Source organism: Anaerococcus sp. Marseille-P3625 (assembly GCF_900232825.1).
Taxonomy (GTDB): Bacteria; Bacillota; Clostridia; order Tissierellales; family Peptoniphilaceae; genus Anaerococcus.
The window spans coordinates 197076-220047 of record NZ_OCTP01000011.1 but is presented as its reverse complement, the minus strand read 5'-3'; the positions used below and the strand labels follow the sequence as shown (position 1 = coordinate 220047).

The 22972-nt window shown below is 31.4% G+C and carries 36 protein-coding genes; 31 read left to right on the top strand and 5 right to left on the bottom strand.

The features are described from left to right. Positions 1-2 precede the first annotated feature (2 nt). From CS884_RS06130 to CS884_RS06020, 23 genes are all read left to right on the top strand, one after another. On the top strand, positions 3-689 hold the full coding sequence (locus CS884_RS06130; protein ID WP_099321089.1) for a hypothetical protein: 687 nt from the start codon (positions 3-5) through the stop codon (positions 687-689). Next, complete coding sequence (locus CS884_RS06125; protein WP_099321088.1) at positions 686-1330, top strand: LysM peptidoglycan-binding domain-containing protein; 645 nt, start codon at positions 686-688, stop codon at positions 1328-1330. The genes CS884_RS06130 and CS884_RS06125 overlap by 4 nt, the downstream gene beginning before the upstream one ends. 12 nt (positions 1331-1342) lie before the next feature. Then, entirely contained in the window at positions 1343-2428 is a 1086-nt protein-coding gene (locus CS884_RS06120; RefSeq protein WP_180753302.1) for a baseplate J/gp47 family protein, read from the top strand. A 2-nt stretch (positions 2429-2430) separates the two neighbouring features. Further along, the gene (locus tag CS884_RS06115) at positions 2431-3447 is read left to right on the top strand and encodes a hypothetical protein (protein ID WP_099321086.1); all 1017 of its coding nucleotides are present in this window, start codon (positions 2431-2433) and stop codon (positions 3445-3447) included. Between the two features lies 1 nt (position 3448). After that, positions 3449-4003, top strand: coding sequence for a hypothetical protein (locus tag CS884_RS06110; RefSeq protein ID WP_099321085.1), 555 nt, complete (start codon positions 3449-3451; stop codon positions 4001-4003). Positions 4004-4011: 8 nt separating this feature from the next. Beyond that, complete coding sequence (locus CS884_RS06105; RefSeq protein WP_099321084.1) at positions 4012-7428, top strand: DUF4815 domain-containing protein; 3417 nt, start codon at positions 4012-4014, stop codon at positions 7426-7428. Between the two features lie 6 nt (positions 7429-7434). Next, a complete protein-coding gene (locus tag CS884_RS06100; RefSeq protein ID WP_099321083.1) occupies positions 7435-7620 on the top strand; it encodes a hypothetical protein in 186 nt (61 codons plus the stop codon). Between the two features lie 31 nt (positions 7621-7651). Next, entirely contained in the window at positions 7652-8224 is a 573-nt protein-coding gene (locus CS884_RS06095; protein ID WP_099321082.1) for a hypothetical protein, read from the top strand. Positions 8225-8227: 3 nt separating this feature from the next. After that, the gene (locus tag CS884_RS06090) at positions 8228-8752 is read left to right on the top strand and encodes a hypothetical protein (RefSeq protein ID WP_099321152.1); all 525 of its coding nucleotides are present in this window, start codon (positions 8228-8230) and stop codon (positions 8750-8752) included. Between the two features lie 9 nt (positions 8753-8761). Next, the gene (locus CS884_RS06085; RefSeq protein WP_099321080.1) at positions 8762-9379 is read left to right on the top strand and encodes a hypothetical protein; all 618 of its coding nucleotides are present in this window, start codon (positions 8762-8764) and stop codon (positions 9377-9379) included. A 3-nt stretch (positions 9380-9382) separates the two neighbouring features. After that, positions 9383-10030: a hypothetical protein gene (locus tag CS884_RS06080; protein WP_099321079.1), complete on the top strand. Its 648-nt coding sequence runs from the start codon at positions 9383-9385 to the stop codon at positions 10028-10030. Positions 10031-10078: 48 nt separating this feature from the next. After that, entirely contained in the window at positions 10079-11296 is a 1218-nt protein-coding gene (locus tag CS884_RS06075) for a DUF6273 domain-containing protein (protein WP_099321078.1), read from the top strand. After that, positions 11296-11517 (top strand): hypothetical protein, encoded by a 222-nt coding sequence (locus CS884_RS06070; protein ID WP_099321077.1) that lies wholly within the window; start codon positions 11296-11298, stop codon positions 11515-11517. Before CS884_RS06075 ends, CS884_RS06070 begins: the two co-directional genes overlap by 1 nt. Next, on the top strand, positions 11517-11660 hold the full coding sequence (locus tag CS884_RS06065; RefSeq protein ID WP_099321076.1) for an XkdX family protein: 144 nt from the start codon (positions 11517-11519) through the stop codon (positions 11658-11660). The genes CS884_RS06070 and CS884_RS06065 overlap by 1 nt, the downstream gene beginning before the upstream one ends. 106 nt (positions 11661-11766) lie before the next feature. Further along, entirely contained in the window at positions 11767-12240 is a 474-nt protein-coding gene (locus CS884_RS06060; RefSeq protein ID WP_099321075.1) for a hypothetical protein, read from the top strand. A gap of 50 nt (positions 12241-12290) precedes the next feature. Next, positions 12291-13010 (top strand): peptidoglycan amidohydrolase family protein, encoded by a 720-nt coding sequence (locus CS884_RS06055; RefSeq protein ID WP_099321074.1) that lies wholly within the window; start codon positions 12291-12293, stop codon positions 13008-13010. 9 nt (positions 13011-13019) lie between these two features. After that, entirely contained in the window at positions 13020-13400 is a 381-nt protein-coding gene (locus tag CS884_RS06050) for a hypothetical protein (protein ID WP_099321073.1), read from the top strand. A 135-nt stretch (positions 13401-13535) separates the two neighbouring features. Further along, positions 13536-13718 carry a type II toxin-antitoxin system HicA family toxin gene (locus CS884_RS06045; protein ID WP_099321072.1) on the top strand — a complete coding sequence of 61 codons (183 nt, stop codon included), beginning with the start codon at positions 13536-13538 and terminating at the stop codon, positions 13716-13718. A gap of 42 nt (positions 13719-13760) precedes the next feature. Further along, positions 13761-14162, top strand: coding sequence for a type II toxin-antitoxin system HicB family antitoxin (locus tag CS884_RS06040; protein ID WP_099321071.1), 402 nt, complete (start codon positions 13761-13763; stop codon positions 14160-14162). 283 nt (positions 14163-14445) lie between these two features. Beyond that, a complete protein-coding gene (locus CS884_RS06035; RefSeq protein WP_099321070.1) occupies positions 14446-15072 on the top strand; it encodes a hypothetical protein in 627 nt (208 codons plus the stop codon). A 58-nt stretch (positions 15073-15130) separates the two neighbouring features. After that, the gene (locus tag CS884_RS06030; protein WP_099321069.1) at positions 15131-15439 is read left to right on the top strand and encodes a hypothetical protein; all 309 of its coding nucleotides are present in this window, start codon (positions 15131-15133) and stop codon (positions 15437-15439) included. 40 nt (positions 15440-15479) lie between these two features. Beyond that, complete coding sequence (locus CS884_RS06025) at positions 15480-15686, top strand: hypothetical protein (RefSeq protein WP_099321068.1); 207 nt, start codon at positions 15480-15482, stop codon at positions 15684-15686. Continuing rightward, complete coding sequence (locus tag CS884_RS06020) at positions 15655-16326, top strand: AP2 domain-containing protein (protein ID WP_099321067.1); 672 nt, start codon at positions 15655-15657, stop codon at positions 16324-16326. Before CS884_RS06025 ends, CS884_RS06020 begins: the two co-directional genes overlap by 32 nt. Before the next feature lie 274 nt (positions 16327-16600). Here the strand turns inward: CS884_RS06020 and CS884_RS06015 are convergent, their stop codons facing one another. From CS884_RS06015 to CS884_RS06005, 3 genes are all read right to left on the bottom strand, one after another. Next, entirely contained in the window at positions 16601-17662 is a 1062-nt protein-coding gene (locus CS884_RS06015; RefSeq protein WP_099321151.1) for a site-specific integrase, read from the bottom strand. 137 nt (positions 17663-17799) lie between these two features. Continuing rightward, the gene (locus tag CS884_RS06010; protein WP_099321150.1) at positions 17800-18780 is read right to left on the bottom strand and encodes a hypothetical protein; all 981 of its coding nucleotides are present in this window, start codon (positions 18778-18780) and stop codon (positions 17800-17802) included. A gap of 418 nt (positions 18781-19198) precedes the next feature. Beyond that, positions 19199-19834 (bottom strand): LexA family transcriptional regulator, encoded by a 636-nt coding sequence (locus CS884_RS06005; protein WP_099321149.1) that lies wholly within the window; start codon positions 19832-19834, stop codon positions 19199-19201. A gap of 158 nt (positions 19835-19992) precedes the next feature. Between CS884_RS06005 and CS884_RS06000 the strand changes: the two genes are divergently transcribed. Then, the gene (locus CS884_RS06000) at positions 19993-20238 is read left to right on the top strand and encodes a DUF739 family protein (protein ID WP_099321148.1); all 246 of its coding nucleotides are present in this window, start codon (positions 19993-19995) and stop codon (positions 20236-20238) included. Between the two features lie 215 nt (positions 20239-20453). Here the strand turns inward: CS884_RS06000 and CS884_RS05995 are convergent, their stop codons facing one another. Further along, the gene (locus tag CS884_RS05995) at positions 20454-20954 is read right to left on the bottom strand and encodes a hypothetical protein (RefSeq protein ID WP_099321147.1); all 501 of its coding nucleotides are present in this window, start codon (positions 20952-20954) and stop codon (positions 20454-20456) included. A gap of 194 nt (positions 20955-21148) precedes the next feature. Between CS884_RS05995 and CS884_RS05990 the strand changes: the two genes are divergently transcribed. Genes CS884_RS05990 through CS884_RS05980 form a run of 3 tightly spaced genes read left to right on the top strand, consistent with a single transcriptional unit; the run spans position 21149 to position 21859 of the window. Continuing rightward, positions 21149-21352, top strand: a complete 204-nt coding sequence (locus CS884_RS05990) for a hypothetical protein (protein WP_099321146.1) — start codon at positions 21149-21151, stop codon at positions 21350-21352. A gap of 9 nt (positions 21353-21361) precedes the next feature. Continuing rightward, a complete protein-coding gene (locus CS884_RS05985; protein WP_099321145.1) occupies positions 21362-21631 on the top strand; it encodes a hypothetical protein in 270 nt (89 codons plus the stop codon). A gap of 9 nt (positions 21632-21640) precedes the next feature. After that, a complete protein-coding gene (locus CS884_RS05980) occupies positions 21641-21859 on the top strand; it encodes a hypothetical protein (protein WP_099321144.1) in 219 nt (72 codons plus the stop codon). Here the strand turns inward: CS884_RS05980 and CS884_RS05975 are convergent. Beyond that, positions 21818-22054 carry a DUF1883 domain-containing protein gene (locus CS884_RS05975; protein ID WP_099321143.1) on the bottom strand — a complete coding sequence of 79 codons (237 nt, stop codon included), beginning with the start codon at positions 22052-22054 and terminating at the stop codon, positions 21818-21820. The genes CS884_RS05980 and CS884_RS05975 overlap by 42 nt on opposite strands. A 55-nt stretch (positions 22055-22109) precedes the next feature. Here CS884_RS05975 and CS884_RS05970 point away from each other — a divergent pair, with 55 nt between their 5' ends. The 4 genes from CS884_RS05970 to CS884_RS05960 all read left to right on the top strand — a co-directional run bounded on the left by CS884_RS05970 (position 22110) and on the right by CS884_RS05960 (position 22953). Beyond that, entirely contained in the window at positions 22110-22307 is a 198-nt protein-coding gene (locus CS884_RS05970; protein WP_099321142.1) for a helix-turn-helix domain-containing protein, read from the top strand. Positions 22308-22320: 13 nt separating this feature from the next. Further along, positions 22321-22518 (top strand): hypothetical protein, encoded by a 198-nt coding sequence (locus tag CS884_RS05965; protein WP_257875766.1) that lies wholly within the window; start codon positions 22321-22323, stop codon positions 22516-22518. A gap of 73 nt (positions 22519-22591) precedes the next feature. Beyond that, positions 22592-22753 (top strand): hypothetical protein, encoded by a 162-nt coding sequence (locus CS884_RS10595; protein ID WP_180753306.1) that lies wholly within the window; start codon positions 22592-22594, stop codon positions 22751-22753. A gap of 11 nt (positions 22754-22764) precedes the next feature. After that, the gene (locus CS884_RS05960) at positions 22765-22953 is read left to right on the top strand and encodes a hypothetical protein (RefSeq protein WP_099321141.1); all 189 of its coding nucleotides are present in this window, start codon (positions 22765-22767) and stop codon (positions 22951-22953) included. The last annotated feature ends 19 nt before the right edge of the window (positions 22954-22972 follow it).

Here is a 22972-nt window from a genome sequence, read left to right as displayed (position 1 = left end):
TTATGATCCAATTAATTGAAAACTTATCCCCTTTAGTAGGTTGCAAAGTTAATTCTATAAGATGGTGCCCTTCAACGGCTTACCAAATATGTAAGAATCTTAGATTTGCTTCCCTTGTTTGCTTAGATGTAAACAATGATAAATACTACAAAAGTGGGATTAAATATAAATTTGAAAACAAAATAAGTATCAGTACTTATAATATCCACAAGAAAGTACTTGCAATGGACAAAAACGTACTTGATACGAGCTACTTTATACAGACACAATCTTTTACCAACTTTCCAGGTGATGTTAAGAACACATTATCATTAAATGATATGCTTTTCTTCTATTCTATAAACAAATTTAAGAATGACAGTGCTATATTTGATTGTTTAGAGAGTTTACACGAGATTAAAAAAAGCTATTTATATACTTATATACTTTTTATCCTACTTGACTCTTATAGTCTAAGATATGAGCTATACAAGCATTATATATTAGATATAGATATTGAATATGGCGAGCTTAGAGAAGAAAGACTTGATAGGCTTATAAATAATGTTTATTATGTCAAAGATAAGCTAGAAGACTATAATTTGAATAAAACAACAGATCTAAATAATCATCTAACGTGCTTGTTAACTAACTTATGGTTGATAAAGAAAAAGCTTAAACATGATTTTATTGAGGTGGGCGAGCTATGAATGGACTTATTACACACAGAATAGAATTGGGAGATTCTTTACAAAGAATAGCTAAAAAATATGATATTAAAAATTGGCGTGAAATTGTAGAGGTCAATCAATTAGATTCTCCTTACATAGATTCGGTTCACGAAGGATTTTTAGATTATGGAGATAAGAAAGTTGCTAAATTAGGTGAGTATATACTAATACCAACTAGCCAAGCTTATTCTGTTGCTAATAGCAATGACAAATCAGAAATAGAAGCTGTTGCTTATGGAATGGATTTAGACTTATACCACAATAAGACGGTAGACCATGATGTAAAAGGTCATTTGGAAGTCAACCATTCAGATGTTGATATTGTAAAAGGACTTGAAAATTTAGGTCAGCAACTATTATCAAGGCTTTCAGTTGAAAAAGGGAGCTTGTTTATGCACCCTGAATTTGGATCTAGGCTTAGTAGATACTATGGCAAAAATTACAGTCAAGAAAACGTAAATAAAATAATATTTGAAGTTGAATCTTGCATTAGATCGGACTTTAGAGTCAAAGATATAAAAGATATCGATGCAGAAGTTATTGACGGACAAGTGATTATTAGAGCTAAGGTTATTCCAATAGAGCCTGGCAAGCCTTTTAGCTTTGAATATATATTATAGGAGGTGAGAAGCGTGGCCTTTAGAATAAAAGGAGCTAATAGTATTTTAGAAGAGCTTATCAATTGGGTAGCATCAAGAACTGATAAGCTAACAGACTTTAATGTCGGTTCAGCTACCAGAACTCTACTAGAATCGGTAGCACTACAAGCAGAAGAATTTTATTATGATCTTAAAAAAGGCGTTGAGCATGCTATTAGGAATAGCTGTTACAATGCTTTTTCTTTTGAAAGAAAACCTGCAATTAGAGCAGAAGGCTATGTAACAATTTTTTTTGATGAGCCTTTATATCAAGAAATGATAATTCCAAGAGGTAGTCTTTTTCATACTGGTAAGAATAGGCTTAAAAAAGAATATTATAAAAGCGTTGAAAACGTAAAAGTACAAGAAGGTAGCAGATCAATAATAATAAAAATAGAAGCTGTCGAAAAAGGCAAAAGAGGTAATGCTGTAGCTGGTGAAATTTGCAAAATGGAAATGGGTTCAGCAAACATAGCTAATGTTGCCAATACTAACGATATTTTCAATGGTGAAGATAGAGAAAGTGAAGCTAGTAGAGCACAAAGATTTAAAGAATTTGTGCATACTCTACAAAGAGGTACAGCAGAAGCCATTGCTTATGGTATAAAAGAAGTTCCTGGCGTAAGTGGTGTATATATAGATGATAATTACATTGGATTTGCATTAGCTTATGTACATGATAAAGCAGGAAACTTAAATAACGAGCTTTACGAAGAAGTATATAAGGCTGTAGAAATATATAGATCCGCTGGAATTGAAGTAGCTATAAAGCCAGCTGTCAAAAGAATTGTAGACGTGGACAATATAAAAGTTATTTATAGGGAAGGCGTTAATAGCATTTTATACGATTCAATGATTACTGTAGCTATTAAAGAATACATGGACAATATGAAAGTATCTCAAAGCCTTAAATATTCATCTTTATTAGCTTATATATATGACTCATACAGTGAAGCTATAGCTTATGTTGATCTTGAAAATTTAAAGGATGTAAATATAAGAAAAGATGAAATAATTAGACCCGGTGTAATAGCAGTCAATACTACCGTTGAAAAGCTTAAAGGCAAAGAAAAGAGTTAGTAATGAAATTAAGATTGCTGAACTCTATTTATTACAAGTCCTTGTTAGCACTGTATAAGTTAAATGTTGATGCTGATGGAAGAGCTAAGAGCATACTTATTGATGCGATATTTCAAGCTTTAGTAATTCAAAAAGATGGATTGAATTTAGCTATATTAGAAATGGCTTTAGAAACAGCAAATGACGATTGGCTTGACTATTGGGGCAATATGTTTGGAGTACCAAGAGACTACCAAGAAATTGATGATGTTTATAGAAAAAGAATAATAATTGAAATATTGACCCCAAAGAACACACTAGAAGGCATAAAAATTGCAGCTGCAAGAAAAATCAACAAAGACAATAACGAAAATTTATTGCCAGAATCCATTAGAATTTTTGAACCATGGACAAAGCTTATCAAGCTTGATGAAAGAGAATATTTAGATGGCGAAGGAAGGCTGATTTCTTATGATTATTGGATCTATTCTGTAATAGATATATCTTTACCAGATTCAAGTCATATTACACCAGCTTTGATAAACTATCTTAACAGAGTTAAAGCAGCAGGTGTAAAAATCACATTTTCTATTGCTCCTAGATGGAATATTATTAAAGACCAATTTTGGGAAGAAAGAAATACTCACGTTTATAACAAGATATATAGAGAACACTTTATAGATATTGCTTATGTAAATAACGATGCATTTGCAACCGTACCAGATGCAAGAATTGATATCTTATTAGATGATTTAGCAAATACCATTTTAGATGGCAAAGCTATTCTTGAAGGTAAACAAATAATGTTTTGGGATGGAGTTGGCAAGGTAAGAGAAATTTATGCAACAGGAGTATTAAGAAATCATTTAGGCGGGATCTTATCTTTAGAAGATATAGCAAAGGTATTAGAAAAAGAAAACCCGAGCCTAGAAGAAGCTTATGCACTTGAAAACGAATCATTTAGTGCAGATAGACAAAAGGAAGGAAGACTTACTATGACTTTAAAACCTATAGAAGTTAGAACAGAAAGGATCAAATAAGATGGCTATTAAAACAGTCAATACAAATATTTACGAAAGATTGCCAATAATAACTAACACAGCCCATTGTTCCAGAGCCTTATCCTTATTGGAACAAGGAAACATCTTTATTGGTCTTGGCAGAACTAGTCCATGGGAAAATGAAAACAAAGATGGCTTTGTGCCACCTGAACCAAATCTTGATGCTGAAAACCTTGATGAGTTAGTAGGTATGAAAAAAGCGGACAGAGTTTCTATGGTAATTCCAGATGAGTCTGGAGAAATTGAATATGCAAAGATAAAATTTAAAACTTTGACAAAAGAAGAAGCTTTGAAGCTAAAATCCAGATGGGTTTTGATTGAAAGCACCATATATTTTGATGAATTGCCACCAGTTACTTATAGGCAAATAGGCATATTTTCAAGAGTTACACCAAAAAATGGCAACGAAAATAAAAGAATTTTATTGCCAGAGGATATAGAAGATGTTGGTGTTCTTGAAGTGATAGCAAATAGAAAAGTAACAACAAGACAATCAGATACTAAAGATAGCTACTTTATGATTATTGAGTGCTAGGAGGATATATGACAGAAGAAATTAAAAATATTGATTTGTCACAAGCACCATATTATGACATAAATCTAGATAATAATTATACTCAATTGTTATTTAGACCTGGATTTCATCTTCAAAGTAGAGAACTAAACGAATTACAATCTAGTCAAAAAAGAATAGTTAAAAATATTGCTGATTGTTTTTTGAAAGATGGAGATATAAAAAGTGGAGCACAAATACTTATTGAAGATATAGAAGGATCCATAGAAAAGAATGTAACAGTTACAGATGGAAAAATTTATTTAGCTGGAATAGTAAGAGATTTTTATAAACAGACTGTAAGAATAAGAGGAAAAGGTCTTGAAACTATAGGAGTAAGACTTCAAAGAGAAGCTATACAATCTATTGACGATCAAAGGCTTGTTTCTCCTGCAAGTGGTACACCTAATTATGGGTTGCCAGGAGCTGATAGATTAAAAGAAAGCTTGATATTAAGAGCAAACGATGATAAGGCCACTACAATCTATGTATTGCAAGATGGCGAGCTTGTAACAAATAACAAAAACGATGAAGATACCATATTTAATAAGTTCTTAGCTTTGCTAGCTAGAAGAACCTATGACGAATCCGGTCATTACAAGGTTAGGGGTATGGAGCTATCACAAAAGGCACAAAGTGACGAAGAATGCTTATACCTAAACCTATCAAGCGGTAAAGCTTATGTAAAGGGTTGGGAAATAGAAAAGCAAACAGCAACAACTATTCCTATTCCTAGAGCTAATGTAACCAGAAATATTATTGCAGAGCCAAAAATATTTGAGACTGGCAATAGTAGATATTTATTAAATAATAGTCCGGTAGCAAAAATAGATAGGCTTATTTCAGTTATACAAGTAAGTCAAAGATTAACTAGACAAGGGTCGGTAAATGGTACAGATCCTATTCCAAGTCAATTTACACCAGTTGCACAAATCTTATCAGTTAAGCAAACAAACACCAATACAACTTATAGTAAGAATGTTGATTATGTATTAGAGTCTGATACTATAAGATGGCTAGATGGTGGAAAACAACCAGATTTGGGAACTAGTTATGAGGTAGAGCTTACCTACAACAAGGCAATGTTAGCAGACAAAGATTATAAGCTAACAGTAGACAGAGGTAATTATTATATTGAAATTCTTGATGGTGATATGCCAGTAGATAAATCACAAATGATTGTAGACTACACATTTTACTTGCACTATATAGCAAGTATTACCATTGATGAGAAAGGAATGCTAAGAGTTATTACAGGTCAATCAGATACGGTTGACAAAGTAGCACCAGCAGATATTACAGATCAAGATGTTCTTCTTTTAGGTTATGTACAAGTTGCACCGGTAAATGATGTTTTAAAAATAATAAATTCCAGAAGTTTAAGATCAGATATGGCAAGAATCCAAAGAATGTTTGAAAGACTAGAAGATATGGAACTTAACCAAGCCATAACGGACTTAGACAAAGAAGCTCTTGAAGGTGAAGAAGCAACTCAACTAAAGGGGATTTTAACTGATGGCTTTATGGGCTTTAGTAAAGCAGATATAAACCACCCTGATTATAATGCAAGTATAGATGTAACAACTAATGAATTGACTTTAGGTTATAAATTTTCCATCAATAAATTAAGTATAGATAAGGAAAATTCAAAAGATATAAAGGAATACGAAAGAATTGTTACTGCCAGTGGAAAAGAAATAATAGGTGACAAACAGCCTTATGCAACTAGAGCCTATAGGATAAATCCTTTTACAGCCTTTCCAAAAACACCAAGTGTTAAGATCTATCCGCAGGTAGATAATTGGGTAGAAACCAACAGCATAGTATTAAGAGAAAATGGTGGAACGGAAGTATCTTTTAATAGTATTAGAAGAGATAATGGTAAACAAGGCCCGCTATTAGGTGATGGATGGGCATGGAGTTCTACTACTAGTCAAAGTGCATCAACATCTTCTTATCAAACAACATCAACAAGTGTAAATGTAACAGAAAGCGCTATAGAGTATATGCGACCTATAGAGATAACAGTTACAGCAACAAGATTTTTGCCAAAGCAAGACAATATTAAAATTTTATTTAATGATATTGAAGTAGATGCAAAGCCATTAAGCGAAAACAACAAAGGAGCAGATGGACAGCTTATAGCTGACACCAACGGAGAAGTAAAAGCTTCATTTACTATTCCAGCCAAGGTAAGATGTGGAACTGTAAGCGTAGATGTTTTTGCAGAGGATAATCCAAAATTAAGAGGCAAAACACCATTTACAGCTAATGGTATTCTAGAAACAACTACAACTACACACACCACAACTACTCATAAGACTTATACAACAGTTTATACTACAAATTGGTTTCAGAGAAACATAGTAGATCCAGTTGCACAAACTTTTTCTGTTGGCAAAGATCAGATGTTAAATTCAATAGGCTTATATTTTGCTAGCAAGGATAAGGACTATGATCTAAGAATACAAATAAGAAAATGTGATAATGGTTATCCAGGTCAAGAAATTCTCACAGAAAAAGTAATAAACTTTGACGAGATAAATATTAGTGAAGATAGCACTGGTCAAACAAAAATAGACTTTGATAATCCAGTTTATTTAAAGGCTAATGAACAGTATGCAATAACTGTTTTGTCAAACTCATCAACAGCTAGTATATATGTACAAGAATTAGGTAAAAGAGATTTGGCAAGCAAAAAACTTATACTTGAAAATCCATATTTGCCAGGCTTAATGTTTGAATCTTCTAACGCTATAGCATGGAGTGCTAAACAAGACTTTAACCTAAAATTCGATTTGTATACAAATGATTATGTAAGAGAATCTTATGTTTACTTTAACTCTATAAAAGGTATCGAGTATGACTCAATAAAAATACTTTCAGATACATCTGTACCTTTGGATTGCTCTTTGGAATGGTCATATTCAACTGATGAGTCAAAAACATGGTTTCCAATTGCAGTAGATAATCAAATGAACTTACTTAAAAAAGTAGATAATGTAACAATTAGAGCGATTATGACAACTAAAGGTAATTTATCACCGGCAATAGCTTTGGATAGCTTGTTGTTGGTTGGTTGCTTAAATGATAGTAAAAGCTCCTACATTTCAAGAAACGTAGTAACAGATGTTAAATACAGTGATATAAAAGTAGTAGTTGATGTCTATGCTCCAAGTGGAACTGGTGTAGTTTTCTACTATGCTGTTGATCGAGATGGCAAAGAATGGAAAAAACTATCTCAAAAAGGTGAAGGCAAGGTAAAAAAAGTAGGTGGTTATATTGAATACACTTATGAAGCTACAGAAACAAGTCCACAAAACAATTTTAGAATCAAGGTTGACTTATCTTCTAATAACCCTGCACTTATACCAACAGTAAGAAGACTAAAATGTATTATGAAGTAGGTAGATATGGATTATAGAGTTGATGAAGTAGGAGCCTTAATTTTTTCAGCAAAGAAAGACGAAAAAAAAGATAGTATAGACCAAATGCAAGAAGAAATAAAATCAATAAAAGAAATTGTTGAAATGCTAAGAAATGAAAACAAGGCACTTAAAAAAGAAATAGAAAAAATAAAGAAAGGAATGACAATATGAAGTCGTTCCTTTTTTGCTTGAAGGTGACTGTATGGAAAAATTAACTAATCAATCTCCACTTTTTGATATTACCAAAAGAATTAACGAGATCGTAGATGAATTAAATAATAACAAGGATATTTATTTAAATTTTAAGCCAGATATAAGCAAGTCCTTGACTAAAACTTATAAATATACTGATCTTCCCATTTCTTATGATGTAGATGTTATTGGTGTTTACAAGATAGAATTAACGACTGAAAACTCTGTTTTGCCCTATGAATTATCCATAAAGGGACAAAGCACAGAGGGAAAGTTATTCAAAGCTAACAACATTGTCGATAATATTTTTCTTTATAAGGGAGATAAGATTGTCTTTAAAGAAAAAACATTAGCCGAAGGTGATATTCTTACAGTTAGCTACCAAATGAATATTTTAGATTCTTTTATCAAAGAATATAATTCAGTTCAAAACAATATTAGTATAGTTTCAGAAATTTCAGAAGAAAATAAGAAACAAATGGCAGCTATCAAAGAAACAATAAAAGACTTTTACAATGTACAAGATTTTGAGCCAGTAAGTCAAGAAGAATTGCTCCAGTTATTAGGAAGTTTAGGAGAATAGCCTATGGAAAAAGCTTATAAAATCAAAGTAGATATGAAAAATAACAACGGACTTTATACAGGCTTTGTACAATATGACAACAAAACTAATATTCTATATATCAATCTTACTGAAGGGATAAGGATTTTAGAAATTAAAGACTATGAGGAAATTTATTGTCTTATGCTTAGGCCTGATATGAAGACCTTAAAGCTAGATTGCCAAGTTTCAGAAGATAATAAGCAACTAAAAATAGTGCTTACAGATGGAACTCTATGTCAACCGGGGATTTTGCAATGTGAAATAAAGATTATAAATAAAGACTATGTACTAACTAGTGGTGAATTTTATCTACAAGTTAGAAAAGGAATTGGTACAAGTGGTAAGGATACTTTTATATCAAATCCATTTATGATAAGCAAAGATGGTTATACGCCAAAAGTTGGAATAGACTTTTTTACTGAAGCAGATAAGCAAGAGATGTTGGAAAAAATTGGAAAAATGAGTGTAGCTAGGATCACAGAAGAAGATATAGCTAAGATGTTCTAGGAGGAAAAAATGAGTAGATTTTTAGATTTAGTTGGATTGCAACACCTAATAGGATTAATTAAAGAAAAGTTCGTGCAAAAAGAATCTGGTATGGGTTTATCAAAGAATAACTATACAGATGAGGATAAGCAAAAGCTATCGACTTTAAAGACCTATAATGTGGCAACAAGTGAAGAAGCAGGCCTTTTATCTAGCGCAAATCTTAATAAGCTTAACGGATTAGAAGATGGTGCAGAAAAAAATATTATTACAAAGATAAAAAGAAATGGAACACTAGTCAATGTAAGCAACAAAGAAGTCAATATCACAGTACCTACAAAGATATCAGAATTAGTTGATGATAAAGATCTTGTAAACAAAACAACTGTACAAAAACTTATTAGTGATGCAAGGCACATGAAAAAAGAAATAGCAGCAGAAAAGCCAAGCACAGCAGATGAAAATACCATATATCTCATAGGGCCGAAAGGCGAAGGAAGTAACGTTTATGAAGAATGGTTATTCATCAATAAGAAGTGGGAAAAGATCGGAGATACAAACACACAGGTAAATCTTGATGGATATGTTAAAGAAGCAGATTTACAAGCTATAAGTACAGAAGAAATCAACCAAGCCATGGGAGCATAGTCTATGAAACTATTAGATTATGAAGGATTAAAGCAGGTTGTAGGTAAAATAAAAGGACTTATCGAAAAGAAAGCCGACAAAGATAAATTTGAAAAATTAGAAATAAGTTCAAAATTTATCGACACTAAAGATACAGACGAAAGCCCTCAATGGTATATAGAAAATCACCCTTATGAGATAGTAAAAGAATTTAAAAAGACGCTAGCATTAGGCTTACATACCAAAACTGATGCTCAATATTGTCTACTAATAACTATGCAAGGTTGGGAAGATTCAAGTGGTGGATATCCAATACAGATTTGTCTACTTACAAAAAATATGCAGACTTACTTTAGACTAGGTTTAGATAATGTTACATGGTCAAGTTGGGGAAGATTTTTAGATGAGATTGATCTAAAACTAAGTCTTTCTCAATTAAAAGAAGATCCAACTCACAGAACAGTAACAGATGCTGAAAAGACCAAGTGGAACAATATAACCAACGTAGAAAGAATAATTTCATCAGATATATTGGTAAGACTTAAACAGGTTGAAAGTGGACTTTATGAAGATATAACTGGCAACCCATTTACTATTAATTTTAAAGATTTAAATGGGATTAAATTTACCAACGGAGTATTCAATGAAGATTTATCTAGGTTGGAGTGCTAGTAGATGCTATTTTACAAAATATTAAATAGGAAAAGGAAGTGATAAACTTTGAAAAGATTAAGTGATTTACCAATAGGGGCAAAGATTAAGGATATAAATACAAAATACAACGGTCATACCATAGTATGGATAATAGCAGACAAAAATCACAGGGGTTATCCGAATAACACGGTAACACTCATAAGCGAGAGAGTTTTACTAGATAAGAAATTTGATAGTTCTACAATAAAGTACCAAGATTCAGAACTTAGGAGGTGGATTAATGATAATAATGGATTGTTGAAAAATTTTTCTTCTAATTTTAAAAATGATATTGTCTACACTAGCATAAGCACAGCATCTGGAAATGCTACGGATAAAATGTTTTTAGTTTCGATGACAGAAGTAGGGTTAGAAAGCGGTTCTGAAAAAGAAGGATATAGATTTCCCTTATTTACCGACAATAACAGTAGAATGGGCAAAGATTTTGATAACAGCAATAAAGCTTGGTGGCTTAGAACTTTCTATAAATCCACCGAAAATCTGTTGCGCACCGTCGACACCGATGGTAATGCTAACGCCCAGTACTACTACAACGCCTCTGGTGTCCGTCCGCTTTGTAATCTGAAACCTGAAATCTTGATATATGATAATAAAGGCTCTGACGGTGCATACACTATTTCTTGGAATAGAATACCAATCATTGAAACTACTACAAGCGCTAACATGGGTCTACAAAATAAAGAGTTTGAATTTACTTACAAGGTATCAGATCAAGACAATCCAACTCTTACTGTCAATGAATATCTTGATGGTAAATCAACCAAGCAATTTACAGCAACCGCTGGATCAACATATACTTTTAGCTTGTCAAGATTAGCCTATCAAAAATTACTTAATGGCAATCATACTATAAAAATAGTCGCAGATGATAATGAAGGAGGTGTTGCAGAGAAAGTCTTTAATTTTAGAAAGAACGAAACAAAAATACTCTTTGAACTCCAAAAGCCATTACAGGCAGATGCTATGGTAACAAAGGCACTAATAAATCTAGTCGGATCAATACCAGAAAAAGCGATACTAAAAATAGAAGCTTGCAACAATGGTAGTGATGCAAATCCTACATGGGAAGATGTGACAGATAAAGCTGCTGGGAATAAGAAGATATTCTTATCAAATAAGCAAAAAACAGCATCAAATTGGGGATTTAATATAAGAGTAAGTGTAGAAAGAAACGGAGCAATAGGAGAATGTTACATTTCATCAATAGGGGGAAACTTCGAATAATGGCAGTATTTCATAAAATAGATTCTATACTAGGAATCAACAAGAAAAAAGAAGCTGAACAAAAACGCTTTATGGCAATGGGAAAGCAAATTTCCAAACTAACATTAGAAGCTGCTGAAAAAGAGAAAGTCATAGAAGCTTTAGGCAAACAATCAGCTATGAATATGATAAAAATGGCAAAAATGGAAAAAGAAATTCTAGATCTACAAGGGGGCAAATAATGGATTTTTTACAATTAGCATGGCAATATGAATGGATTACACTTGATGAGCTTAAATTTTTGGTAAAAACAAAAAAACAACCTTGGGGACAAATTACTCCAGAAGAATTTAAGATAATTACTGGTCAAGATTATGTTGAATAATTAGTGAACTAGCTAATTATAAGGCTTTAAAGCCTCATCTAAATGATAATTGGTTAAAGCCTAACTGATAATTTAGATAATCAAAAAAAGTTAGGAGAAATAAATTGTGAACATTATAGAAAAAATTGCTGATATTGCAAATAAACAAGGTATTGCTATTGCAATTAGCATAGTTTTGTTAGCTTTTATCTTTTTGTTTGGTAGAAGCTTTTTAAAGCAATATGATGAGCAAAAGAAATTAGACAGAGATAATATTAAAGCTGAAAAAGAATTAGAAAGAAAAGAAAGGAGCGAGGACAGAAAGCTTGTAAGGGAACAAAATCAGTTGATAATTGATTTGAATGTTAAATATACTGATATAATGTCTAAACTTAGCTACAATATGGAAACTAACGATCATATGCTATCTGAACACAATAAAATGTCTGCTGATAATTTTACTAGTATAGATAAAAGATTTGATAGCGTAGATTACCAATTAGAGTCCTTAAAAGGGCAAGTACAAGGTTTAGCACCCAAAGCAACTATAGAGTTAATTTCAAAAAATCTAGATGAACTCAAAAAAGATATAAAAAAATAACAAAGGCTAGCTTAGGCTAGCCTATTTATGTGCATAAGAAAGGATAAATTATGGCTGTAGATATTGACAAGGTAATTAAATGGTGTGAGGATAGACACCGCAAAAAACCCGGTGCTCCTAAATATAGTATGAAATACCCACAAAGATTAGGACCAAATTTTTTGGATTGCTCTTCTATGGTGTATAAGGCTTTGCTTGCTGGAGGTTGGAAGTCCGCAATTAATTACATTGGGACAACTGAAACTCTTTACAAAGAGCCGAATTTAAAAGAAATATACTCATATAAAGATGTTAGACGTGGAGATATTTTTATCAGAGGAGTGCAGGGCAGATCTGGCGGTGCTGGTGGGCATACTGGTATTTTTTATAAAAAAGACGGAATAATCCATTGCAATTACTCAAACAATGGTATTTCTTACAACGACACGACTTGCTATATAGATTATTTTATTGATAGAAAGAGATCCTACAAAGAAAGATACTTTAGACCTATACCTCAAATAGAAAAAGTCAAGGCAAGTGGTGGATATATTACCGATTTTGCTAAAGCGGTTATAGGTGGAAAATATGGAACTGGAAAGACTCGTATAGAACTTATCTATAAGGCTGTACAAACAGAAGTAAATACCTTACTAAAAGGTGGAAAGGGTCGTGGGGATTATGTAACCTTGATGGCTCGTGATGTAATAGCTGGTAAGTATGGAACTGGTTCTGATCGCAAAAAGCGATTATATAAAGCGGTTCAAGATGAAGTAAATAAATTAGTTTAGGAGGAAATAATGACTGATAGTTTAATAATTTTTGTTTTGGTGTTGATAGCTGGAAGTGTGCTTACCCTTACTGTTCAAGGGATAAAAGAAGCTAAGGCAAAAGCACAATTAATAGAAAATGAACTTTTAAGATACGCAACTGATCAAGTTTTGGAGTTAGCAGAAATTATAGTTGGTAGCATTAATCAAACAATTGTGGATCCTTTAAAAAATAGTCCAGAACTTAATTTTGATGAAGAAGCACAAAAGGAAGCATTCAATGGGGCAAAAACCGCAATCAAGAAAAATCTAAATGACAAAAGCAAGGAAATCTTAAGCAAGACTCATGATGATCTTGACTCATATCTTACTGATGTAGTTGAGGCGGAAGTTAGAAAACAAAAAAAATAAATAGTAAAGTGATGATACTGTTTAACTTTGGGCTGGCCTTATGGCTGGCCTCTTTTTTTGTGAAAATAATAAAAAATAAACTTGACAAGGCGTATATATAGGCGTATACTATATATTGAAAGGAGGATATTGTCTTTGAAGAAGCGTGATTTAATAAAAATTATAGAAAGTCACGGCGGTAAATTTGTTAGACACGGTTCAGACCATGATATATATTCAAATGCCGAAGGAACTAAAAAATCACAAGTCCCACGACACAATGAAATAAACGAGATTACTGCTAAAAAGATTTTCAAGCAGTTGGGGATAAAGCTCTAACTGCTCCCCTCAATAGGGGAAGGCAATATAAAGGGAGGAATAATGGCAATATCACAAGATGTTAAGGCATATCCGATTTACCTTAAAAAAATAGATGGTTTTTACGCTGTATGGAATGATAGCATTCCTATAGCAACACAAGGAAAGACACTAGAAGAAGCTCTATATATGGCTAAAGATGCTATAGAATTAATGGCTTATGACGCTTTTTGTAACGGTGAGAAGATAATAGATCCCGATGAAAATGTAGAAACAGAGGATGATTACGACTTTAAAAATTTTGTTGTATGTGATTTGTATAGGTATGTAAGGCTAGATAATGAAAATAAAGTTAAAAAGAATTGCACTATTCCGGAAAGCTTAGCTAAAGCTGCTGAGAATAGAGGTATAAATTTTTCAAAAGTTTTAACTTACGCACTTGAAAAAGAAATGGAAATGGTTTAGAATATAATAAAGACAATATCCTAGAGTCGGCCAATGTGGTCGGCTCTTTTTTTTGTCTTTTTATATCAATATTAGGCATATAAAACTATGGCTAAGAAAATTAAATCGCTTGTAGGGTAAAATATGAATGATTGTGTATATTTCAACGTTTGTGGTGGATTTTTTTGATTTAGATAAAAAAAAGTAAAAAAGTGAAAAATTTTTTAAAAAAGACTTGACAGAGTATAACGTATACGGTATAATATAAGTAAGATCGGTAATATATTAAAAGGAGATTTGGAAGATGAGTTGGGAAGATTTAAGAGCAGCAAATCCTTTAGCATTTGAAGCTAGAAAAGAATTTAATAAATATTATGAAACCGAAAAAATGCTTGATATGGTGGAACTATCAATTGATATTGTAAAAGATGAACTTGTTGATATGGGAATGTACAAATATTTTAAAGAAGTATTTAGTAAAGATGATGAATTTAAAAGATTTGTATTTCTAGATGAAAAAATAGGTAATCTTGTTAGTGAAATAGAACTTGAAGATAAGGGGGAGGAAGTAGGAAATATTATTTTAAAGAGCTTTTATAGCTATTGGTTGGCTGAACTTGTTATGAGGAAAAATATGATGGCACGCTATTCTTTTACCTATGCATCAATTTGTAAAGATGAATTGAGTAAGTATATGGATTTTTACCAATTACTTGACTATATTAAAAATGTTGATAATGATAAAGAAACACTTTTGAATTTCTTGACTAATAATTGGAACGAAGACATAAAAAATGATATAGATGCTATTAGATCTATAGTCGATTATCAAGATTTAAGATCAATCAATTTGGATTATGTAAATTCAAATTTAGAAAGCTTGAATTTTCCATCAGGCATAGATTTTGATAATCAATTATTAGGATTTTAGGTAATTATTTATATCTAAAAGATAAGGGTATCAATAAAAAAAGGAGAGATTAAAGAAGATGAAGAAAATTATTAATGGCAAGTTGTACGATACTGATAGTGCGAAGATTATGGCTTATTACAAGAGTGATTATTCAGTGAATGATTTTCATTTTTTTGAGGAAACTTTGTATAAGAAGAAAACTGGTCAGTTTTTCTTGTTTGGTGAAGGAAATGGCTTATCTGATTATGCTGAAAGTGTTGATGTTAATTCGTCTAGGGCTGGTAAAAAGATCATACCTTTAAGTGAGGGTGAAGCTAAAAAGTGGGCTGAAGAAAGGTTATCAGTTGATGAGTATGTTGATATTTTTGGGGAAGTAGAAGAATAAAAGTCTTATTGTAAAGAGTTTTATTATTAAGGAGATATTATTGAAAAATAAAACGCCTAAATCACAAGTGCAGGCAACTAGAAGATGGGAAGAAAAAAATCGAGAACACGTAAGAAAGCAAAATTATTTAAGAACAGCAAGACTTTATTTCAGAACTTATGCAGATGATGATGATGTAGGAGAACTTTTAGATATTTATAAAAAGGAGAATCCTAATGGCAAAAAGACTGATAAATGTTGGCGATAAATTCGGGGAACGGACAGTTTTAAAGGCCTATTCATCTAAAGGCAAAAGCTTATGTAGATGCTCATGTGGCTTAGAAAAAGAAGTATATAATTCTGGATTGATCAGTGGTAGATCTACCTCATGTGGTCATAGTAGCTATAAAAAGTTAGGTGACAAGAATTTTGGAGAGAAAGCTAGACTCATTAAGTACAAAAAAACTGATAGTAAAATATTGGGAAAAACTTTTGGAGAGCTAACAGCAATAAAAAGAATTAATGTTGAAGGTCAAGCAACATATTTATGTAAGTGTAGTTGTGGGAAAGAAGTCAATGTTAGAGGTATGGAGCTACTTAGTGGCAGAACTGTATCGTGTGGTCACAAAAGAGAAGAGCAAAAAGAAATCAAAGACAAATTAGTAGAAGGTACAAGTCTATATGGATTAACACAAGGTTTATCAAAAAACAACACTTCTGGTTACAAGGGAGTAACTTATGATAAACAATTAAAAAAATATAGAGCATCTTTAACCCTTAACTATAAGAAAATAAATTTGGGATCATATAACACAGTAGAAGAAGCATACCAAGCAAGGCTTGATGGCGAAGAAAAATATTATAGGCCTATATTAGAAAAGTATAAAGATAAAATCAATAAAAAATAGGAGGTGCAAAAACCTCCTATTTTAGCGTTACTTTAATTTTTAGCTAACTACATTTTAACTACATTAATGTGTTTTAGTCTGCATTAGTTTGCATTAGTTTTCATTATTTATGAATAATTATTTTTAGTTTCATTCAATTTTCATCAGTTTACGTCAATATGAATGAATAAATTTAATATGGTCGGGGTGAAAGGTCTTAAACATTAGGCTTTTGAGTGTTGATTTTGCAATGTTTTTAATTTGAATAACTACATAATAGCTACAACTATTTTTTCTAGGCAAATTTATCCATTTTTTCTGCAAAACTATTAATGTCTTGTTTTGGTTTTTTCTTGGTGACGTGGATGTATATGTCCATGGTGGTTTTTGAGCTTGCGTGTCTTAATCTTTCTTGTACAGATTTTACATCCCAACCAAAGTAGAAGAGTAGGCTTGCGTGGGTGTGTCTTAGGTCGTGGACTCTTATAGGCTTTAGGCCCAGGTCTTTTAAGGCTTTTTTTAGCCTAATATCAGGATCAGAGAGTCTTCTATATTCTCCCTTGTTGTTAGGAAATATTATATTGTTTTTTGATTGCAATTTCAGCTCTTTTAGTATAAGCAAAGTTTCTTTGTCTAACTCTATAAAGGCTTTAGATTTTTTTGTTTTAGGACTTGATACTACAAGTTTATTATCTATCCCTGTCGTAAGGGTTTTATTTATATCTACACCTTTTCTTTTAAAATCTATATCGTTCCAGGTCAAAGCTAAACATTCTCCTCTTCTTAATCCGGCGTAAATAAAAATTCTGAACATAGCTTTCCGATAAATATCATCATTAAAGTATTCTATGAGCCTATTTGCATCATCTGGTTCTAGGAAGTCCACTTTTTTGTCAGACTCTTTGAAGTTTGGCATAATTGGTATATTAAAGGGGTTTTCTTGTATCTTGTATATACCTTGTGCATAGTTCATTATCCTTTTAGCATGGTAATAATATTCTTTACCTTTTACAAATTGTGTGAGATTTAGAGCAAATTTCTGACAATCTTTAGTGGTTATATCTCCTATTCTTTTCTGGGCAAAGACTGGTAGGATATGAATCTTAAAGATGGTTGTAGTCGATTGTAGGGTTGCTTCCTTAACTTTAGTCTTATAAACTTCTAACCACTCATCATAGACCTGTTGGTAGGTTACGTTACCTTCAACACCGTTTTGATATTCTTCTAGCAATTGAGTATAGGCAAAGATTGCTGAATTTTTAGTTCTAAATCCGGATCTTGTTGTTACTTTTTCTCCTAGTCTGATTTGGAATCTGTATCTAGTTCCGCTTTTTATTTTGTAAGATTCAATTTTCATTTTTTCCTCCTATTATTTAACCTGTTATTTTTTGATTATTTTTGCTATAATAGGAATATAAGCATATTCGCACTATGTTTATATATCCTATTTAAAAAGATCCTTGCTTTTGTGGTGATTGTGGGGGTCTTTTTTATTTAATTCAGATACATAAATCCTGGTCCTGTTATCATATGCGGTACTGGCAACATATCTATGCGATTTGGTGTACTAGCATCTAGTGTAAATAAATTTATAGGCATTACCCATATTTGATTAAGCGAGTATCCAACTTTGACTGGGTTATTCGTTTCATCTATTATAGTTACATAGCATGGATAAGGGTCATATGAGGTGGTAATTAGTGTGGCAGCTGTAATTCCTCCTGGATAATTTTCTGGGTCTAACATATTGTCTATGCTACCACTATACGATAAAAACCACTTACCAAGAGGTTCTCCAAGCCCTATTGATTTCGCATAGCACCTTGCTAAATAATCTCTTAATTCATACGTGCTAAGCATCAATCTATAATCATTAGCAATATTAGGATCTAAGAAGGCATTAAAATTATCAATATACATACCATTAATATCAAAACCTTTCATACAGCTAGCTTTACCCCTAGAGTAAACATCTTCTCTGACTTTATATGCTTCTTTATCAATAGCATAATATATTGGCAAAGAATCAAGGGTTATTCCCAATTCTTGTGACAATTTAACACCTTCACTTATCATTGATTTTAAGGCATTTATAACCTGATCTTCAGGTACTTCATACCAAGTCATGCTATCTGATAAGTATTGCTCGTACATACTATTTGGGTTTTTATAAGCATTTAAGATAAGCTTGTCGCTAAAGTTTTCTACATTAATGGTGGGTTCTTTGCTGATAATTTCATCTATGGTCGGATTATTGGTTTTTGCTTCGGCAAGTTCCTTTTCAGGCTTCTTTTTATTTTCTTCAAGGTTTTTTGCTATTTGCTCGCTATAACTAAGTTCTTTTTCTTCGGCCTTAGATGTTGTTTGTGTTTTTGGTCTTGCATCATCTTTGACTTCCTTGGTATCATCTTTTTTAGTATCGCAACCTACAAGTGCTAGCATAGCAAGTGCAAGCACCAATGATTTTTTCTTCATAATTTTCTCCCTTTTCATCATCTAGCAAAACAACACTTTGTTTGAGCTTTGCATTTTGTTAGTAACTTGTTTAAATGTCTATTTATATATAATTTTAAATTTTATTAAAGTTTTGAATTAATAAAGTTTATCTTACTTTAGGCAGTAAATGAAATATATTGTTGTAAATTTCGCTTAAATATTTGTAAGTGAAATAATATCGAATATACTTCGCTTAAAAATATATAAGTGACGTTTAATACTTTTTATTAGATTAGGTTTAGCAGTTGCGAGCAATAATAAGTTTTATATCTTTTTGCATTATCAGAGGTAATGAACTCGGTTTTTATTAATTTATTTAGTAGAGTGTACGAAAAAAATCGTACACTTATTTTCCACCTTATAGGGTACAAAATGTACCCCAGTTAGTGTTTTAATCTTATCTACTAACTTTAGAATAAACACCTATAAGCTCTCCTAGTATTTGAAGGGGGATATCTTCGTATAAATCGATTATAATAGGGGAATAGAATTTATTTTCTGGTTGGAGTATTACTTGATTGCCTTTGCTGTAGTATCTTTTTAGTGTGACATCTTCATCATAATAAACTGCTGCTATTTTTCCGTTTTCAACTATTGGAGTTTTTCTCATAAAAGCTATATCACCATCGTGGATACCTGCATCGATCATAGAGTCACCTCTTGCTATAAGACAAAAATCAGGCTGATCTAAGTCCTCATCTATTTGAAATATCCCCTCAAAGTTTTCTTCACAAAACATAGGTTGACCACAGGCTATTTCTCCAAGTATTGGAACATTTACGAATTTTTTTATTATTTTTATTCCTGGGATTTTGGAGTAGTCTGGATCATCTTTCCATCCCATTAGATAGCCTGGAGTAGTATTTAGGGCTTTAGCGAAAACCGATATTTGTGATTGTGATAAATCTCGATTTCCTAATTCTATTTTAGAAATTGCACTCTTTGATTTGTAACCCGTTTTCAATGCTAGCTCTTCTTGAGTCATATTTAACTCAATTCTTCTTTTCTTTATATTTTGATTTAGAGTAGCCATTTAGTACCTCCTTTTTATATATACATTCTATCATTAAGTCGCCATATCGTCAATAATTTTATACGTTTGAGAAAAAAATTGAAAAATTTTAAGAAAATAGTAGACAAAAAGGAAACTTTGCTGTATAATAATTTTAACGATAGGAAAGGAGGTAATGAATGACAAATAGTGTTTTGTTAAATTATAAAATCAAAGTGAGTGGTTACCGTTTAGGATTTCTAGCTGAAAAGCTTGGATTATCAAGGGCTGGACTATATAACAAAATTAATAACAAAACTGAATTTTTGGCAAGTGAAATTCAAGCCTTGAGTGATTTATTAAATTTAGATCCTTCAGATAGACAAGAAATTTTTTTTGATGAAAAAGTAGACGATTTGGACACTATTAAGAAGCTTAGTTGTTAAAAGAAAAATAAAATAATGGCCTTAAAGTAGAGGAGACTTATATGGAAGATTTTACCATATCACTATTGGTAGTGCATTTGATAATTGATGTAGCAATTTTATACAGCATCCACAAATTTAAAGAATAAACATCTTAGAAAAAATCACAGGAGGAAGACATGGAAATATTAACCACAGTGTTTTTAGTTATACACTTAATACTTAATTTGATAATTTTATGCAGACTTAACGAAGACAAGTGGAAATGATTTATTTTTGCTAAAATAATCTATTCTTTGACTAGCATCTATGCAAACGTCTATTAAATGTTCTTTTTCTAATATATAAAAAGTCATATTTTTGAGTTGGAAAGGGGACAAGATAAGATTATGTAAATCAGTTGGAAAATCTTTTTCTTCAGGCATAGGGGGAAGGGTAGGGAAATCAGACCTAGACATATTTATTTGATTTTGCTTATCGAAAATCTCGAAAACATTGAAATATTGTATAGGCAAATTATGGTTTGTTATTTGAGTTTTAAGTTTTATATCTTCAATCATTAAAGATTTTGAAGAATTATTAAGAATATCAAAATTAAGCCTAGTATATTTTCCCATACGTTTATAGGTTGGATTTAGAAGAATTAATTCAAATCTATTGGCCTTATTAGATTGCCAAACAGAAAAGAATGATGCGACTAAGGCTAGTAAAGAAATGATTGTATTGAATTTTTGCATATTAATCTCCTAAATTATATTTACTTACATTATAGCTTATAGGAAAAATTATTAAAAGGACAAAAAGGAGACTTAAAATGGTTGATTTTATAAAAAGAATTAGAAACAGAATCAAATTAAAGAGATTTGAAAAAGGAAATTTTCTTGGTGGATTAAGAAATAATAATGATCTTTAAAATATGAGGGCAAATTAAATGGAAAAATTAGAAATTGCAAAAGATATAGAGTACTTGGAACTCGCATTATCACATTATGAGAAAAAGTATAAAAGAAAATATAATTTAAGCTTTGAATATCAAATAGATATAAGAGATGATAAAGGAAATTTTCTTGGCGGATTAAGAAATAATAACGATTTTAAGCAAAGTAAAAGGATGTCAGATTTTAAATTAGATTAGGAGGGAAATATGAAATTATCTGATGTAAAAGAATTTTTAAAATTCAGAAGAAAATTTAGCAAATTGGAGTGGGAAGAACTAAACAAGTGTGTAGATTATCAAGAAAGAAAAAGAGCCGATCAAATAATTTTGAACGACTCTGATATTGAAGAAATACTTAATAGAATTTATTCATGTTCAAATCATTCTGTAAATATTGATATCAAACAAGAAAAACTTTCTTCGGATCATATAGATCTTATTACAAAAACAATAGAAAAATTAATCACACAAAGATAAGGAAAAATTATGAAAATTATGTCAAAAAATGAAGAGAATAAAGCCTTTAAAGAAATTTTAGAGATTATGTCAAATTATAATATGACTTTTAAGAATTTGGATGACCTTGTTGAGGATGTGAGAGTCTTTTTAGAAGAGAATCTCGAGGTAAATAAAAAGGATGTAGAAATCTACATCCAATTCATATCAGATAAATCTATAGCTGCAGGCACTATTCTCAACGATTAAATACCAGCGCTTTGTACCCTTAACTGTTATCCTTACAGGGTTTTGCTTATAATAGCCGCCATAGTAATTAAATGATTGACCTTGTTTGTATCTATTGTAGTTGGTCTGATCAAGTAAAAACACATTGGATTGGTTTTTAAGTATTACCTCTGCTGTTAGAATACCATTGCTATCGCAGTAAGGAATTTTTACCATAAGGCCTCCTTTCTTCATTTTTATATATTATACCACATATAGGGGGTTATATAAAATGAATACTACATATAGTAGAATAAGAGATTTGAGGTTGAAAAATAAGAAGACTCAAAAAGAAATAGGAGAGATTTTAGGAACTAGTGCTAATATGTATCAAAAGTATGAGTATGGACAAGTGGAATTGCCTGTTAGGCACGCAAAAAAATTAGGTAAGTATTTCAAGTTTAATTGGTGGGAACTTTACGAAGATTAAATTAGGAGAAAAAATGGAAAAAGTGGAAGAAAGGTTGACTGTTTTAAAAGACTACATGACTTTAAGCGATATGAAAAATTATTTTCAAATCTCTACAAGGACTGTAGATAATTGGGAGAAAGATGGTCTTAAAATTTGTTTTTTAAATCGAGAGTCAAAATATTACAAGAAAGAAGATATTATAGAGTTTTTAGATAGTAAGAGAGCTTAGGAGGATAAATGCTAATTGATATTGAAAAAGTAAAGATAGGTGACCGTATCAGAAAAGATATGGGGGTGCAAATATGAAAATAAAGGATCTAAAAAACTTATTAGACATTTACGATGAAGATGAGGAAATAGAAAGTCTTATAAGAGTTGATGGAGCAGATTATGTGGTAGAAATAAAAGGTTTATTTGCTGATAATGAAGCTGATAAAATTTATATATTTTCTAAAGATGAGTAAGGGAGGAATTTATGATGAGTATTAGAATTAACGAATTATTTGCAAGTTTGGATAAAAGAAGAGTTTTGAGAGAAGAAAGAAAGCAAAAGGAGGCAAGGGAGAATTTTTATAGAAGTGAAGAGATCAGAAAAATGAACCTTAGAGGAAGAAAAGAAAATTTTAAAAAAGTTTGTGAGATCTATGATGAGTGCTTGGCATAAAAAAATCTCGCTTGAATGT

Bases quoted from the DNA above. Each gene is read 5' to 3' on its own strand.
- CS884_RS06130 (WP_099321089.1), top strand. From the start codon at position 3: ATGATCCAATTAATTGAAAACTTATCCCCTTTAGTAGGTTGCAAAGTT.
- CS884_RS06125 (WP_099321088.1), top strand. From the start codon at position 686: ATGAATGGACTTATTACACACAGAATAGAATTGGGAGATTCTTTACAA.
- CS884_RS06115 (WP_099321086.1), top strand. From the start codon at position 2,431: ATGAAATTAAGATTGCTGAACTCTATTTATTACAAGTCCTTGTTAGCA.
- CS884_RS06110 (WP_099321085.1), top strand. From the start codon at position 3,449: ATGGCTATTAAAACAGTCAATACAAATATTTACGAAAGATTGCCAATA.
- CS884_RS06105 (WP_099321084.1), top strand. From the start codon at position 4,012: ATGACAGAAGAAATTAAAAATATTGATTTGTCACAAGCACCATATTAT.
- CS884_RS06100 (WP_099321083.1), top strand. From the start codon at position 7,435: ATGGATTATAGAGTTGATGAAGTAGGAGCCTTAATTTTTTCAGCAAAG.
- CS884_RS06095 (WP_099321082.1), top strand. From the start codon at position 7,652: ATGGAAAAATTAACTAATCAATCTCCACTTTTTGATATTACCAAAAGA.
- CS884_RS06090 (WP_099321152.1), top strand. From the start codon at position 8,228: ATGGAAAAAGCTTATAAAATCAAAGTAGATATGAAAAATAACAACGGA.
- CS884_RS06085 (WP_099321080.1), top strand. From the start codon at position 8,762: ATGAGTAGATTTTTAGATTTAGTTGGATTGCAACACCTAATAGGATTA.
- CS884_RS06080 (WP_099321079.1), top strand. From the start codon at position 9,383: ATGAAACTATTAGATTATGAAGGATTAAAGCAGGTTGTAGGTAAAATA.
- CS884_RS06070 (WP_099321077.1), top strand. From the start codon at position 11,296: ATGGCAGTATTTCATAAAATAGATTCTATACTAGGAATCAACAAGAAA.
- CS884_RS06065 (WP_099321076.1), top strand. From the start codon at position 11,517: ATGGATTTTTTACAATTAGCATGGCAATATGAATGGATTACACTTGAT.
- CS884_RS06055 (WP_099321074.1), top strand. From the start codon at position 12,291: ATGGCTGTAGATATTGACAAGGTAATTAAATGGTGTGAGGATAGACAC.
- CS884_RS06050 (WP_099321073.1), top strand. From the start codon at position 13,020: ATGACTGATAGTTTAATAATTTTTGTTTTGGTGTTGATAGCTGGAAGT.
- CS884_RS06040 (WP_099321071.1), top strand. From the start codon at position 13,761: ATGGCAATATCACAAGATGTTAAGGCATATCCGATTTACCTTAAAAAA.
- CS884_RS06035 (WP_099321070.1), top strand. From the start codon at position 14,446: ATGAGTTGGGAAGATTTAAGAGCAGCAAATCCTTTAGCATTTGAAGCT.
- CS884_RS06030 (WP_099321069.1), top strand. From the start codon at position 15,131: ATGAAGAAAATTATTAATGGCAAGTTGTACGATACTGATAGTGCGAAG.
- CS884_RS06020 (WP_099321067.1), top strand. From the start codon at position 15,655: ATGGCAAAAAGACTGATAAATGTTGGCGATAAATTCGGGGAACGGACA.
- CS884_RS06015 (WP_099321151.1), bottom strand. From the start codon at position 17,662: ATGAAAATTGAATCTTACAAAATAAAAAGCGGAACTAGATACAGATTC.
- CS884_RS06010 (WP_099321150.1), bottom strand. From the start codon at position 18,780: ATGAAGAAAAAATCATTGGTGCTTGCACTTGCTATGCTAGCACTTGTA.
- CS884_RS06005 (WP_099321149.1), bottom strand. From the start codon at position 19,834: ATGGCTACTCTAAATCAAAATATAAAGAAAAGAAGAATTGAGTTAAAT.
- CS884_RS06000 (WP_099321148.1), top strand. From the start codon at position 19,993: ATGACAAATAGTGTTTTGTTAAATTATAAAATCAAAGTGAGTGGTTAC.
- CS884_RS05995 (WP_099321147.1), bottom strand. From the start codon at position 20,954: ATGCAAAAATTCAATACAATCATTTCTTTACTAGCCTTAGTCGCATCA.
- CS884_RS05990 (WP_099321146.1), top strand. From the start codon at position 21,149: ATGGAAAAATTAGAAATTGCAAAAGATATAGAGTACTTGGAACTCGCA.
- CS884_RS05985 (WP_099321145.1), top strand. From the start codon at position 21,362: ATGAAATTATCTGATGTAAAAGAATTTTTAAAATTCAGAAGAAAATTT.
- CS884_RS05980 (WP_099321144.1), top strand. From the start codon at position 21,641: ATGAAAATTATGTCAAAAAATGAAGAGAATAAAGCCTTTAAAGAAATT.
- CS884_RS05975 (WP_099321143.1), bottom strand. From the start codon at position 22,054: ATGGTAAAAATTCCTTACTGCGATAGCAATGGTATTCTAACAGCAGAG.
- CS884_RS05970 (WP_099321142.1), top strand. From the start codon at position 22,110: ATGAATACTACATATAGTAGAATAAGAGATTTGAGGTTGAAAAATAAG.
- CS884_RS05965 (WP_257875766.1), top strand. From the start codon at position 22,321: ATGGAAAAAGTGGAAGAAAGGTTGACTGTTTTAAAAGACTACATGACT.
- CS884_RS10595 (WP_180753306.1), top strand. From the start codon at position 22,592: ATGAAAATAAAGGATCTAAAAAACTTATTAGACATTTACGATGAAGAT.
- CS884_RS05960 (WP_099321141.1), top strand. From the start codon at position 22,765: ATGATGAGTATTAGAATTAACGAATTATTTGCAAGTTTGGATAAAAGA.